Genomic DNA, 13,057 nt, shown 5'->3' with positions numbered 1-13,057 from the left:
AGGTGTGGGTGCAGTGTCCTAGTTTGAATCGAGATGACCATCATGACTGTGCGCTAGAAAGGGTTGTCTCTCGGCTCTCTTTCAGTTGCTGTAGATTTTGCCCAGGGCAGCCGGCGGGCGGGTTTGGCGGGTGCGGCTCAGCACTCCCGATAGAACCCCCATCGTCAACACAAAGGGCAAAGCCTGGATCAACACGGGCGGCATCACATCTCCTCCCTGCAGTTGGATGGCCAGGGCGTCGGTGGCTCCAAACAACAGCGTTGCGCCCAAGATCCCGAAGGGATGCCACTTGCCGAAGATCATCGCTGCCAAGGCGATAAAGCCCTTTCCTGCTGACATGTTGCGGACAAACTGGTTCAAAAAGCCGATGGAAAGATAAGCCCCCGCCAGGCCCCCCAACAAGCCGGAGAGCAGCACCGCCGCGTAGCGCATACCCAGGACATCCACCCCCATGGTGGCAGCAGCCTGAGGATGCTCTCCCACCGCTCGCAGCCGCAAGCCCCAGGGCGTTTTGAACAGCAACCACCAGGAGATCGGCACCAACAGAAAGGCCAGGTACACCAAGGGGCTAAACCCATGCCATAACGGCAGCCGATTGACAATTTCCTGAGAGTTGGTGGTGTTGCCGTAGAAGGATTGCAGCACCAGCGAAGGCACGCTCATGGCCAACAGGTTGATGGCGGTGCCGCTGACAATTTGATCGGCTCTGTAGCGGATGCACATCAGCGCATGCACAAAGGCAATGGCCACTCCCCCCAAGGCCCCGGCCAACAGACCCACCCAAGGGATCCAACCCACCTGGGCTGCTGGAGTTTGCGCCAGAAGGGGAGCCTCCAGGCGTTGGGTGGTCACTGCCGCCGCCAAAGCCCCAAACAAGATGATCCCTTCCAGGGCAATATTGACCACGCCACTGCGTTCCGAGTACATGCCCCCCAAGGCCGTGAGCAACAGAGGGGTGGTGGAGCGCAGGGTAGCCGGGATCAAAGCCCAAAACAGAGTTGCCATAGTGCTCTGCAACGCCAGCGCAAGCGAGATCTCCGCTCAGGGGTACTCAAGTTGAGCGTTCATCGCAGTCCATTTCTACCTGGGCTGCCTGCAAGGGATCCGTGAAATAGCCGGGCAACAGGCCACCTGCTGCAATGAACAAGACGATCAAAGCTTGTAGAGCGGTCACCAATTCTCGGCTGATCCCCAATTCCAGATTGAGCCGCAGCCCCCCCGTCAAGAGTACCCCAAACAGCAGTGCTGTGAGGACGATGCCCAGAGGAGAGTTTTGCCCCATCAGGGCCACCGCAATGCCATCAAAACCGACCTGGGCAGGCAAGGATTGCTTGAGGCGGTATTCTTCGAGGCCGGCCCCCAGAACATAGTGGGTTGCAGCCAGCCCCGCCAAGGCGCCGGAGATGGCCATGGCCCAGATTTGCTTTTGGCCCAAGTCCACCCCGGCATATTCTGCCGCTCTGGGAGAAAAGCCCATGGCCCGCAGCTCATAGCCCTCCAAGGTTCCCCACAGATAGACATTCACCACTGCCACCGCCAGCAGCGCAATCAAAAAGGCCCCGTTCAAGCGGATGGCGGCCAACCCTGTGGGCACCTCCACCGGCCAACCGGGCAAGATGCCCCCCAGCAGATATCCCCCCAGCCCTGCCGCCAGGGATCCGATGCATCGTCTTTGCAGGGGCCAGCCTCTGCAGAGCAGGTAAAACCCCACCCCGGCCAACAGGGCCAAGGGCCAAGCCCAAGACAGCGTCCCGGGGCCGGATCCCTGTAGCCCCAGCAACTCCAGCAGCGAGGGCAGCCGCGATTCGGGGCGAATTTCGTAGCTACGGGCTTCTGGGCCGGGGGCCTTGAAGGGCAAAGTGACCGGATAGCCGAAAAAACGGTACTGGTTGGCCGAAATTAAAAACAAGAAGATTGAGGCGGCAATGTAGTTCATCATGATCGTGTTGATGACCTCGTGGGTGCCGAAGCGGGCCTTGAGCCAACCGGGGATCCCACCCCAAAGGGCTCCACCGGCAGCCGCCGCCAAAACCGAGAGGGGCAAAGTCAGCCAACCTGGCCCCGGCAGGTATACCCCCACCAGCATGGTGGCAATGGCTCCCATCGTCAGTTGTCCCGGCGCGCCGATGTTGAACAAGCCCGCGTGAAAGCCAAAGGCCACCGCCAACCCCGTAAAAATCAGAGGAGTGGCCAGCAGCAAACTCTGGAACAACCCGGGCAGATGAGTGATGGGGCTAAACAGCACCTGAAAGGTGTAGGTGATCAAGTCCAGTTTGGTGCTTAGCTTTACAAAAAAAGGCGAATCGGGCGAGGAGCCCAGGCCGGGCCGCAGCAACCCCACCACCACCGCCCCTGCTGCCACCGCCGCCCCCAAGGCAGTCAGGGGGACGATGATCTGCCGCCGCCGCACCAAAAAGGCTTTTCCCCCCGGCAACTGCAGCCGCCCCAGCAGCAACAGCAGCAGGGCATAGGCAAAGCTGGCATAGCTGGCCAAAGAAGGGCTGAACCGCCGCAACGGCAACCGAGTTGGCGGGATCCCTTCCGCCAGGGCCGCCCTGTTCACCGCCCCCACTGCCCCATAAAACCAGAGCAAGCCCAGCCCAAACAGAACTAGACCGCCCACCCCCAAGCTGTACAGCCAGCGGGCCCGCACTTGCCGCTCTTTGATCCCCAGGGCCAGACACGACAACAGCGCCAACAGCACCCAGGCCCAGCTCAACCCTGGGATCCAACCCACCGCCAAAGTATCCGGGATCCCCAACTGCTGCGGGTCGATGAGGCCAAAGGTTCCTGCCAGCACCCCTGTGCCGCCGAACTCCCGCCTCAGCACCCACCAGGGGCAGAGCAAAAACAGCAAAACGGCGCTCAGATTGGTCAGCAACAGCAGCATGGGCAGAGATTCAGCAAAACCAAAGGGAATAATCCGAAAAGATAGCAGCCAGCCCTCTTCTCAGCTCCTCAGCTCAAGACACTTCTCACGGGAAAGTGCTCCGCACCGCCGTCGCGAACGAGGCCAGTTGGATCCGTTCTGGCCTCAGGTCTCGAATCAAAGTAGTGCGCAGAGGTGCTGGGATCAAAATCGCGTGTGAGCAAATCTGCCAAAGCTGCCTGCTGCTCTGGCGTAAGCCGCCGCAGATAAAAATCCAACTGCCGGCTTACCGCGCCATTGTGGGCAAACCGGGCCAGATCCTCCACGGGCAAAGAGAACTCAATCAAAGGCGGCAGAAACACCCCCAAGCGCTCTGCACCCCCCATCTGGCCCAGACCGAAGAAAACTGTCCCCAATCCCAGAGCCAAGGCCAACAGTCTCCGTGGCCAGTTCATGCCTAGAGTACTCCCTTCGAACTGGGGATCCCTTCTTGTCGGCGGGGATCCCGTTCTACAGCCATGCGCAGGGCACGGGCAAACGCCTTAAAACTGGCCTCGACAATGTGGTGGGCGTTGAGACCGGCAGCTTGGCGAATGTGCAAGGTAAGCTGGGCGTGGTTGACCACCGCCTGATAAAACTCCCGCACCAACTGGGTTTCGTAGCGGCCAATGCGCTCTGTGGGCAGCTCCAGGCCATAGCTGAGGTGAGGGCGACCCGAAAAATCCAGCACCACCTGCACCAGGGCTTCATCCAAAGGCGCCCAAAAATGGCCGAAGCGATGAATGCCCCGCCGATCCTGCAAAGCCTGCGCCAGAGCCTGTCCCAGCGTGATGCCCACATCTTCGTTGGTGTGGTGATCGTCGATGTGCAGATCCCCTATGGCCTTGATCTGCAAATCGATCAACCCGTGGGTGCTGAGCTGGGCCAGCATGTGATCCAAAAAGGGGATCCCAGTATCGATCTCATGGCGCCCGCTGCCATCCAGGTTCAGATGAATTTGGACATCCGTTTCTCCAGTGCGACGGTGAACAGAGGCCGTTCTGGGCTGGAGCAGGCGCGAGGAGTCGAGGGCAGTCATGGGAAAAGTATCGAAGCAGGCGGGAAGTCCCAGCTCTAGGATCGCACAAGCCCGCCGCCATCGACACCTTCACCCATGCAGCTTCACCCATGCAGCAGGTGAGAATCCCTTCTCTGCCGGGGATCCTGATCCCAGCCCCCTGGACACGGGGATAGGTGTGACAGGGATCCCCTACAGGCAAGCCGGTGGGGCCGATCCTCTGCGCCCTCACCCCTTGGGAGAGGGGAGCTAGCAGGTTCAGTGGGATTTGAAATAGCCTATAAGACAGCTTCTCCCGAAATCGCTGTAGATTGCTGAAGGAAATTGTTGAAAAGGGGGTTGCCGTTTGCAGGATTGGCAGCAAATCCAACAGGCCCTCAAGCAACACTGGGGTTACGAGACGCTGCGCCCACCGCAGGATCAGGTGATCCAGGCTCTGCTGGACAAGCGCGACGCGCTGGTGGTGTTGCCGACGGGGTTTGGCAAATCCCTGTGCTTTCAGCTAGCAGCTCTGCTGCAAAGGGGGGTGATGCTGGTGGTTTCACCCCTGATCGCCCTGATGGAAGACCAAGTTCAGGATCTTTGGAAACGCAAGCTGCCGGCGGCCTGTCTCCACAGCGAACTGGATCCGGCCCTGCGCAAGCGGGTGTTGAAGGCCCTTGAGGAAAACCGACTGCGCCTGCTCTATTTGGGGCCGGAGACTCTATTCAGCCCCCCCGTTTGGCAACGGCTGCAACAGCCTCAGGTGCAAATCAACGGCCTGATCGTGGATGAGGCCCACACGTTGGTGCATTGGGGGGGATCCTTCCGGCCCGACTACCGCCGTCTGGGATTGCTGCGCCCGGCTCTGACCCCGGTGAAGCCCTCCTTTCCCATTGCCGCTTTTACCGCCACGGCTGACCCCCAAACCTGCAGCCGCCTCAGCCAAATCCTAGAGCTGCGGGATCCGGAGCACATTCGCGCCGATCCCCTGCGGGCCAATATCTCCCTCAATGTGGCGATAGCCTGGAGCCCGGCGCATCGTCGTCGCCGTCTGCTGCGATTCCTGGGGGAAAATCCCGGCTCGGGTCTGGTGTATGTGCGCACCCGGCGGGATGGGGAAGAGCTGGCCGAGTGGCTGGGCCGACAGAACCTAAAAACCGCCACCTATCACGGGGGGCTGGAAGCGGGATCCCGCCGTCGGCTGGAACGGGCCTGGCTGCAGGGGGAACTGCGCTTTCTGGTCTGCACCAACGCCCTTGGCATGGGCATCAACAAGCCGGACGTGCGTTGGGTACTGCACTTTCATCCCCCGCCCACCTTGATGGATTATTTGCAAGAGGTGGGACGAGGCGGTCGGGATGGTGGCCCTTGCCGGGCCCTGATGCTGCTCTCGGAGCCGACGGGCCTGCTGGATCCCAGCGATCGCCGGCGCCAGGCCTATTTCTATTCCCAGCAGGAGCGCCTTCAGGCCCGAGCACGCCACCTGCTCCAAACCCTACCCCAGCAGGGATCCTACGCCGACCTGCCGCCTGGAGAGGTACGGGTGGCCCTGGGTCTATTGCAGGAGATGGGCTGCCTGCACTGGCCGGATCCCTTTCACTTTCAGGTGTTGCACCGCCGTTGGCAGCCTTTAAGACGAGAGGATCCCTGGCAAGGGATGGAAGCCCTCATCCACGCCCGCGGCTGTCGGTGGCAGGCGATCTTGCCCTATTTTGGCTACCCTGGGGAGCAGCCCGGCCTGCCCTGTGGCACCTGTGACCGTTGTCGGCTTTCTCGTTAGCCCTCAACAGCCCGCTGCGAGCCGCAACCGGCAGGAGTGGCTATCATGATCTGCGTTTCTGCAAAGGGAGCAGTTCCCCTTGCTGACGAACTTTCGGCTGTGCCTATGAGTGTTTCCGGATCTCCGCTCGAGGAACTGGATCGACCCTTATCCCTAGCCCGGCAGGTAGCCCAACTGTTGGTGGTGCCGGTCTCGGCCCGTCTGGGATCCCAGTCTCCTCCCCGAGAGATCCTCAAACGGCTTATCCAGGAGGTGGGGATCGGGGGCATCTGGCTCACGGATGGCCACGTGGCCGAGGCCCTGCTGCTGATCGAGGAGGCCCAGTCTTGGGCGGCTCTGCCCCTTTTGGTGGCAGCCGAGGTCGGGCGGGGGCTGGCCCTGCAGGGGGCTACCTCTTTTCCCCATCCCCTGGGGTTGAGCCGTCTGGGATCAGAGGCAGAACGCTGGGCGGAACAGTGGGGTCGGATTACGGCGCGGGAGGCGGCGGCCATCGGCATCAATTGGTTGCTCAGCCCGGTGGCAGAGCCGCTGGGGGAAGGGGCGCTGGCGGAGGATCCCCTGTCTGCTTTGCAACTGGCGCGAGCTTTTGTGCGCGGATGTGAGCAAGCGGTTCCAGAAGGGATCCTGACCACGGCCAGCTCTTTTCCGGGCAAAGGCTGGAGGGATCCGGTTCAGGCCGGACTGAAGCCATCCCCAAAGACAACAGACACCCCCTGGTGCCCCCGATTAACCCTGACCCTAGCCCAGCTCCAAGAGGGACCTTGGCTGCCTTTTCGAGGTTTGGTGGAGCAGGTGGGGGCGATCTTGGTTTCCCACGTGGTGCTGCCGGAGTGGGATGAGCGCTGGCCTGTCACCCTGCTGCCGGGGCGGCTAACCCAACTGCTGCGCCAGGAATGGGGGTTTGGCGGGCTTATTGTTGTGGACAGCCTCGATCAAGGCTGCTTGGCAGAGCTGGCCAATGCTAACGGGCCCAACTCATTGGCCGTGCGGGCTTTCCAGGCCGGTGCCGACCTAATTTTGGCCCCCCCCGATCCGATGGCATCCTTGGCAGCCGTTTTGGAAGCGGTGCAACAGGGATCCCTCAGCACAGACCAGCTTGCCCAGTCGGTGACGCGGGTGCTGCGGGCCAAACAGCGACTCCTACCCGCCGCCTCAGCTCTCCTCCAACAGGTGTGGCCGGCCCTGGCAGAAACCGACTTCAGCGCCCTTGGCGGATGGATGGGGGCCAAGGATCCCACAGATCCAGCCCTCAACCGTGGCTCTCCAGCCGAGCAACTGAAGCCTTTGCTGTTGGGGGATCCCATCTCCAAGGACAAGGACTCCGTTCCGCGGACGCGAACGGCGTTGGGAAAGTTGTTCAACAGGCGCTCCCACCTGACCTCTGCTCTGCACAGAGCCGCACAGCTGGGATCCCTCTTGGCCGAGAAGGATATTGCTCCCTGTCAAGCGGCTATGGCCCGTGGTGGCGTGGAAGGAGGCCGGCCCCTCGGCCCGCCCGCAGAGCCCGGATGGTTGAACTGGATCTGGCAGGATCCCCCCTTGGGTGCTGCCGATGTGCAGTTGCAATCTCCCGCCCTGCATGTTCCGGCTGCCTTAGGCATGCTTCCTGTGCTCAGCGATGCTCTTACCCCCCTGCCTTGGTTGGAAGCCGCTCTAGACAACGCCCCAGGGTTGATTTTCCAAGGTTTCCTTGGGAATCCCTTGCCCAACTATGTGCTGGATTGGCTGCAACAGCATCGGGAGCGGGTGGCAGCGGTCGTCATTTATGGTAATTTATCTCTCTACCGCCGCCTGCAGGCGCACTTTCCATGGGCCAATGCCATCCACAGCCTCAACCGGGATCCCTGGGCCCAAGCGGAGGTGATGGGGCGGCTCTTTCCCAACCGTTCCCCCTCAGAGGGATCAAAGTCTCACGTGGCCCAGCCAACCATTAAGAAAAAGTAAATACCTTTACAGATTATTGGCAGGAAAGGGCTCCTGGGTTATCGTGTTGGTTGAAATGTAAAAGATTGAAACGGTTTCTCTCAGCGTTGTCTGTGTCTCCCTCCCTCTCAGAGACCACTCAATCCCGCAGCAGCCAGTCATCAACTGGCAGTTGCGTCGGCTTTGAGCAAAAGCGACTTCAGCCTTCATCCCAACAGCGTTTACAACCCTTCCTCAAATCCTTGCAGCGATTCTTTACAAGTGTCTGGGCTCAGAAAACTCGGCTGGGTCTTGCCCTCCTCGGCCTAGGGCTGGCGATATTGACCTGGGCTTGGCTAAGTGCTGAGGCTCGTCTGGATCCCTACACGGAAGCCGTCCTCAGCTTACAGGGGCAGGTTAGCCATGGTGCATCCTTGTTTGCCCTCAACTGTGCCGCCTGCCACGGAGAAGAAGCGGATGGGCGAGTGGGGCCCAGTCTGCGGGGGGTGAGCAGCCGCCGCTCGGATCGGTTTATCATTCAGCAAGTGACCGGTGGCAAAACGCCTCCCATGCCCCAGTTCCAGCCGGATCCCCAGGAGATGGCGGATTTGCTCAGCTACTTGAAAACCCTCTGAGGCCGTTTCATGGGCCTGCCTCAGCAGCTTGCTTGCTATGCTCTCTGGCTGGCCTCCGTATTCGCTTTTGCGGAATGGTTGCGCTCCCGCCAGGTGGACGGGGAATGGGTGCGTAAGGTCATCCACATCGGCGTGGGCAATATCATTTTGTTGGCTTGGGCCTTGCAAGTGCCCCGCTGGCTGGGGGTGGGATTCTCTCTGGTGTTCGCCGGCTTGGCGCTGCTCTCCTACCGAGTGGCCATCTTGCCCAGCTTAAATGGGGTCGGTCGCCGCAGCTTTGGCACCTGTTTCTACGCCATCAGCATTGGTCTGTTGCTGTTTTGGTTTTGGCGGCCACAGCGACAGGTTTTCGCGGTGATCGGCATATTGGTGATGACGTGGGCCGACGCCCTGGCGGGCTTGGTGGGCAAAACTTGGGGCAAACACCCCTACCAACTGGGATCCCTTCAAAAAAGCTGGGAGGGATCCCTGACCATGTGGGCAGTGAGCAGCTTGGTGATCGCGGCTCTGCTGCTGGGGTACTTTGGCTTCTCTCTCCCTTTGCTCGGAGTGAGCCTTTTGGTGGGAGGGATGGCTATGGGGCTGGAGGTGTTCTCTTGGTGGGGGTTGGATAACCTGACCGTGCCCCTGGCCAGTGCCGGCCTCTGTTTCGTCTTGATCCAGATCCTCAATTATTTGTAACGCTTGCTACAAAACGTTCCTCTCCGGTTCCCGGCGGTATAGTGTGGAAACAGCCCTTGCTTCTCTTCGCCATGGCTGCAAGTCCTGCGCTGGCCTCTTCTGCCCCTCCCTCTCCCGCCCACATCTGTCCCTTTGCCCAGGCTTGTAGCTACCTGGATTGGGCAGCTGGCGAGCTGAAGCTGGATCCCGGCTGGGTGGCGATCCTCAGCACCCCCCGTAAAGTGGTGACGGTGGCGATCCCCGTGCGGCTGGATAACGGACAAATCCAAGTGCTGGCGGGCCATCGGGTGCAGCATTGCAACGTTCTCGGCCCCTACAAAGGGGGGATCCGCTACCATCCCGCGGTCACCCTTGAAGAGGTCTCGGCCTTAGCGATGCTCATGACCTGGAAATGTGCCCTTATGGGCATTCCCTACGGTGGGGCCAAAGGGGGGATCCCTATCGATCCGAGGCGTTATTCGGTCTCGGAGCTGGAGCGCATTACCCGCCGTTACACCAGCGAGCTGATCAAGGATATCGGCCCTGCAGAGGATATCCCCGCTCCAGACATGGGAACTTCTGCCCGTGAGATGGCCTGGATGATGGATACCTATTCTATGAATGTCGGGCATGCGGTGCCGGGAGTAGTGACGGGCAAACCTCTCTCGATTGGGGGATCTCGGGGGCGAGAACTGGCCACCGGACGGGGGGTGATGATCACGGTACGGGAAGCCTTGGCCCGACGCGGTGGATCCCTGGCAGGGGCAACGGTGTTAATCCAAGGTTTTGGCAATGTGGGTGGAGCAGCGGCCAGCTTGCTGCATGAGGCGGGAGCTAAGATTGTGGCGGTTTCCGGCAGTTCTGGGGGCCTTTACAATCCTAATGGACTGGATATCCCCGCCCTCAAAGCTTACATGAAGGAACAGGGAGGCCGCATGGCGGGCTTTCCACAGGCTGAGCCCATCAGCAACGCCGACCTACTGGTGCAAAAAGCGGACGTGTTGATCCCTGCTGCTCTAGAGAACCAAATTACCGAAGCCAATGCCCACCAAATTCAAGCCCGGATCGTGGCAGAAGCTGCCAACGGGCCAACCACTCTCGCCGCCGACCGGATTTTGGAATCGCGAGGGATCCAGGTATTGCCGGATATTCTGACCAATGCCGGTGGGGTAGTGGTGAGCTATCTGGAGTGGGTGCAGGGACTCTCTTACATCTTCTGGGATGAGGAGCGGGTCAATCAAGAGATGGAAGGTCTGATGGTACGTGCCTTTGAACGGGTGGTGCAAGAGGCTGAACGGCGGCAAGTGTCGCTGCGACTGGCTGCCTACACCCTGGGGGTAGGCCGAGTGGCGCAAGCCCTACAGGATCGCGGCCTTTACCCGTAGACCGGGAACTCTTGGCTCAACAAGCCCACTTGCCAGGGTTCGGCTGCCCAAACTCTGCTGGAGGTAGTCCTTTTCTCAAGCCCGACGGCGTTCTTGCTCTTCCTGCTGCTGCCATTGCTTGAGCAGCTCTTTTGCCGCCTGTGGGGTAAAGTAGTCCAGCTCCATCAGCTTACGGTAGGTCAGAATTTGCCGCATCTCCAGGGGCATGTCTGCTTTTTGGTAGAAGTAGGGAATGCGATTGATGTTTTGCTCCATTTCGGTAAACTCTTGCTCCCGCTTCCTCTGCTTCTCCTGCTTGAGCACCTCATGGGGGGCAGAAAGGCGGTTGCTAGTTAGGGATCCGTTGCGTGCCTGTGGTTTTGCTCGCAGCAGGCACACGGTGGCCTCCGGTTTGTCGGTTGTTGGCCTTGCTGGAATTGAAGAAGAAAGAGAGCATCGGCAAACCTTACACAAACAGATAGACGGCCAGATAGACGGCGGCAGCTTAACGCCAAGTCAACAATATCAAGTTTAGGTGAAGAAGCCTGTGATCCCGATCCTTGTTGGAAAAACCCGTACTTCCGGCGCGGCGCTGTATCTCTCTGCTTTTCCCACCCCCGCGGATGGTCAAGGAAAAGCTGGGGTTTGGCCTCAAGCCAATCTATTCATGAGTCCAGCCTACCGTGTTTACACGGAAAATGACTGAGATCACGTCCGAGAGTACAAGGTATTTAAGTATCTTCACGTCCTTTTGTTCGGGATCCCTGTATCGGATGTACTTTCCCGCAGGCCGCTACAGGTGGGATTCATCTCCGCTCAGCAGCCAAGTGACCGATACCCCCAACGCCTTGGCAAAGGCCACCAGTTCTTTGTCAATGACGCGCCGTTTTCCCTTTTCCACCTGGCCAATTTTGACGTAGTCCAACTGCACACCGTACTTGGCCAAGCGACCCGCCAGTTGATCTTGGGTGAGTTGCAGCTTCTCCCGTACCCAGCGCACCCGTTCCCCAATCAAGTTGGCCGATGGATGGTGCCGGTCGTTAGACTCCATAGGAGCAGAAAGCCGTAAATATTCTTTTCCAGACTGAGGAAGTTGAGGGATCCTCACATGGTAGCCTGAGCTGGCAAGGTTCCCTTTTCCTGGGATCCCACCCGGCAGCCGTTGAGCTAACCGGCTCACAAACAAGCTTACCTCAAGGTCTAGATCGAAAATCGCTTACCGCTTTTTGGCGAGCGACCCCTTGCCTGCAAAGACTTGGCGGACGGGACCCCTGCTGTTCCCGCATCCAAGCGGAAAAATCTCCGGACAAAAAAGAGGGGCATGATCGATTTTCGCTCGCAGCAGCAGCAGAAACCTTTTTAGACTGGGAGATGAAGTTCTCTCCTCACCTGGCTGTGGTTTTTTCTCGTCCTCATCCTGAACACTCTGTCTCTTCGCCTCAGGAGTTCGACGATCTCTGGTTCGACCCTGAGTCTGCCCCCCAAGATGCTCTTGCAGAAGTTGATCCAGAGCCGGTTGCCGGCGGATCCCGGTTGAATGAAGACGCTGTCGATCATTACCTGAATACCATCGGTCGCGTGCCCCGCATCGATCACGCTGAGGAAATCGAGTTGTCGCGCAAAATTCAGCAAAAGCTCCTCATCGACCAAGCCCGGCAGGAATGGCGGCAACGGCGGGGGGAGGATCCCAGCGATGAGGCTCTGGCCGAGGCCCTGCAGATTTCCGTATCCACTCTTCGCTCCCGCATCCGACAAGGGGAGCAGGCTCAGCGCAAGCTGGTCAACGCCAACCTGCGCCTGGTGGTCAGTGTTGCCAAAAAATACCTCAATCGGGGGGTGCCGTTTTTGGATCTGATCCAAGAGGGCAATATCGGGTTGATCCGGGCCACCGAAAAATTCAATGCCGAACGGGGGTTTCGCTTCAGCACCTACGCCCATTGGTGGATTCGCCAAGGCATTACCCGCTGCATTGCCAACCAAGCGCGGACGATTCGCCTGCCGGTACACATGGTCGACAAAGTACGCCTGCTCAAGCGCACCAACCGCGAGCTGATGAAGTTGCAGGGGAGGCGGCCCACCGAAGCGGAGCTGGCAGAAGCCCTGGGCATTAAAGTCAAGAAACTGCGCATGATCCAACAGGCTGCTGCTTTGCCCCTGTCGCTGGATGTGCCGGTCGGCCAGGAAGGAGAAAGCCGCCTTGGAGATTTGCTGCAAGATGAGCGGCAAGAGCAGCCCTTTCAAGGGATCCTCGTGCAATCGATGCAGCAGGATGTGCGTTCTGCCATGCAAACCCTGAAGCCGATTGAGAGGCAGGTGCTGGAGTTGCGCTATGGGTTAGATGGGCAACAGGCGAGAACCCTGCGGGAGGTGGGGGATCACTTCAACCTAACGCGGGAACGGATTCGTCAGATCGAGCGGGATGCCCTGCGCAAGTTGCGGGTGGGATATTCTTCGCGGGCTTTGGCTCAGTACATTCGCTAGTGGCTACAGACCCACAGACCGATTTCCTGGCCAGCTTCTGCCCAGGGACAACCTTTTTTTCAATCTTCTTGGGTTGAACACCATAGCTCCTTGAAATGGCGATCAAGGGATCCCTTATCCCCACGGCCAGATCTGGTCAAGACGACTTTAGCGGGCAACTTCTCTGGCTGTTAACTCGGACGATCTGCTTTCTCCAGTGTTAAGGCACGATACTGCCAGCGCCTTGGCCTTTGTGCATTTCTGCCCTTGATCACCGGCATAGTAAAAAGGCTCAGGTCGTTGACCCAAGCCCGCCCCATCATCCACAGCAGATGCCAGGAACCAGAC

General features: G+C 59.5%; 12 protein-coding genes and 1 tRNA gene (1 of these 13 only partly in view). 6 read left to right on the top strand and 7 right to left on the bottom strand.

Annotation, left to right across the window (positions count from 1 at the left end):
- Positions 1–81: 81 nt before the first annotated feature.
- The 4 genes from NW856_RS08155 to hisB form a co-directional block, all read right to left on the bottom strand.
- Positions 82–1,005, bottom strand: a complete 924-nt coding sequence (locus NW856_RS08155) for an ABC transporter permease (protein WP_414357441.1) — start codon at positions 1,003–1,005, stop codon at positions 82–84.
- A 46-nt stretch (positions 1,006–1,051) separates the two neighbouring features.
- Complete coding sequence (locus NW856_RS08150) at positions 1,052–2,890, bottom strand: ABC transporter permease (RefSeq protein ID WP_414374197.1); 1,839 nt, start codon at positions 2,888–2,890, stop codon at positions 1,052–1,054.
- A gap of 68 nt (positions 2,891–2,958) precedes the next feature.
- Positions 2,959–3,324 carry an alpha/beta hydrolase gene (locus tag NW856_RS08145; protein ID WP_414399781.1) on the bottom strand — a complete coding sequence of 122 codons (366 nt, stop codon included), beginning with the start codon at positions 3,322–3,324 and terminating at the stop codon, positions 2,959–2,961.
- Between the two features lie 2 nt (positions 3,325–3,326).
- Positions 3,327–3,947 carry an imidazoleglycerol-phosphate dehydratase HisB gene (hisB, locus tag NW856_RS08140; RefSeq protein ID WP_011432314.1) on the bottom strand — a complete coding sequence of 207 codons (621 nt, stop codon included), beginning with the start codon at positions 3,945–3,947 and terminating at the stop codon, positions 3,327–3,329.
- Positions 3,948–4,272: 325 nt separating this feature from the next.
- Here hisB and NW856_RS08135 point away from each other — a divergent pair, with 325 nt between their 5' ends.
- The 5 genes from NW856_RS08135 to NW856_RS08115 all read left to right on the top strand — a co-directional run bounded on the left by NW856_RS08135 (position 4,273) and on the right by NW856_RS08115 (position 10,270).
- A complete protein-coding gene (locus NW856_RS08135) occupies positions 4,273–5,688 on the top strand; it encodes a RecQ family ATP-dependent DNA helicase (protein ID WP_414399780.1) in 1,416 nt (471 codons plus the stop codon).
- A 105-nt stretch (positions 5,689–5,793) separates the two neighbouring features.
- The gene (locus NW856_RS08130; protein ID WP_414399779.1) at positions 5,794–7,632 is read left to right on the top strand and encodes a glycoside hydrolase family 3 N-terminal domain-containing protein; all 1,839 of its coding nucleotides are present in this window, start codon (positions 5,794–5,796) and stop codon (positions 7,630–7,632) included.
- 299 nt (positions 7,633–7,931) lie between these two features.
- Complete coding sequence (locus tag NW856_RS08125) at positions 7,932–8,225, top strand: c-type cytochrome (RefSeq protein ID WP_369791762.1); 294 nt, start codon at positions 7,932–7,934, stop codon at positions 8,223–8,225.
- Positions 8,226–8,234: 9 nt separating this feature from the next.
- The gene (locus NW856_RS08120) at positions 8,235–8,906 is read left to right on the top strand and encodes a diacylglycerol/polyprenol kinase family protein (RefSeq protein ID WP_414357448.1); all 672 of its coding nucleotides are present in this window, start codon (positions 8,235–8,237) and stop codon (positions 8,904–8,906) included.
- Between the two features lie 71 nt (positions 8,907–8,977).
- The gene (locus tag NW856_RS08115) at positions 8,978–10,270 is read left to right on the top strand and encodes a Glu/Leu/Phe/Val family dehydrogenase (protein WP_414399778.1); all 1,293 of its coding nucleotides are present in this window, start codon (positions 8,978–8,980) and stop codon (positions 10,268–10,270) included.
- 75 nt (positions 10,271–10,345) lie between these two features.
- Here NW856_RS08115 and NW856_RS08110 read toward each other — a convergent pair whose 3' ends face one another.
- Both NW856_RS08110 and NW856_RS08105 read right to left on the bottom strand, forming a co-directional pair.
- Positions 10,346–10,573 carry a hypothetical protein gene (locus NW856_RS08110; protein WP_414399777.1) on the bottom strand — a complete coding sequence of 76 codons (228 nt, stop codon included), beginning with the start codon at positions 10,571–10,573 and terminating at the stop codon, positions 10,346–10,348.
- 469 nt (positions 10,574–11,042) lie between these two features.
- Positions 11,043–11,300: a helix-turn-helix domain-containing protein gene (locus tag NW856_RS08105; RefSeq protein WP_041436246.1), complete on the bottom strand. Its 258-nt coding sequence runs from the start codon at positions 11,298–11,300 to the stop codon at positions 11,043–11,045.
- A gap of 320 nt (positions 11,301–11,620) precedes the next feature.
- On the opposite strand from NW856_RS08105, the gene NW856_RS08100 reads away from it, so the two are divergent.
- On the top strand, positions 11,621–12,730 hold the full coding sequence (locus NW856_RS08100; protein ID WP_414399776.1) for an RpoD/SigA family RNA polymerase sigma factor: 1,110 nt from the start codon (positions 11,621–11,623) through the stop codon (positions 12,728–12,730).
- Between the two features lie 312 nt (positions 12,731–13,042).
- Here the strand turns inward: NW856_RS08100 and NW856_RS08095 are convergent.
- A tRNA-Phe gene (locus tag NW856_RS08095) sits at positions 13,043–13,057 on the bottom strand; it runs 59 nt beyond the window's last position.

Origin of the sequence: Synechococcus sp. R3-13, assembly GCF_047462195.1 — a bacterium.
Classification (GTDB): Bacteria; Cyanobacteriota; Cyanobacteriia; order Thermostichales; family Thermostichaceae; genus Thermostichus.
The sequence above is the reverse complement of the archived record's forward strand: the minus strand, read 5'-3'. Positions and strand labels throughout refer to the sequence as shown.

What these genes read in the sequence shown, in the direction of transcription:
- NW856_RS08145 (WP_414399781.1), bottom strand. Translation starts at nt 3,324, where the DNA reads ATGAACTGGCCACGGAGACTGTTGGCCTTGGCTCTGGGATTGGGGACA.
- NW856_RS08120 (WP_414357448.1), top strand. Translation starts at nt 8,235, where the DNA reads ATGGGCCTGCCTCAGCAGCTTGCTTGCTATGCTCTCTGGCTGGCCTCC.
- NW856_RS08155 (WP_414357441.1), bottom strand. Translation starts at nt 1,005, where the DNA reads ATGGCAACTCTGTTTTGGGCTTTGATCCCGGCTACCCTGCGCTCCACC.
- NW856_RS08115 (WP_414399778.1), top strand. Translation starts at nt 8,978, where the DNA reads ATGGCTGCAAGTCCTGCGCTGGCCTCTTCTGCCCCTCCCTCTCCCGCC.
- hisB (WP_011432314.1), bottom strand. Translation starts at nt 3,947, where the DNA reads ATGACTGCCCTCGACTCCTCGCGCCTGCTCCAGCCCAGAACGGCCTCT.
- NW856_RS08150 (WP_414374197.1), bottom strand. Translation starts at nt 2,890, where the DNA reads ATGCTGCTGTTGCTGACCAATCTGAGCGCCGTTTTGCTGTTTTTGCTC.
- NW856_RS08100 (WP_414399776.1), top strand. Translation starts at nt 11,621, where the DNA reads ATGAAGTTCTCTCCTCACCTGGCTGTGGTTTTTTCTCGTCCTCATCCT.
- NW856_RS08105 (WP_041436246.1), bottom strand. Translation starts at nt 11,300, where the DNA reads ATGGAGTCTAACGACCGGCACCATCCATCGGCCAACTTGATTGGGGAA.
- NW856_RS08130 (WP_414399779.1), top strand. Translation starts at nt 5,794, where the DNA reads ATGAGTGTTTCCGGATCTCCGCTCGAGGAACTGGATCGACCCTTATCC.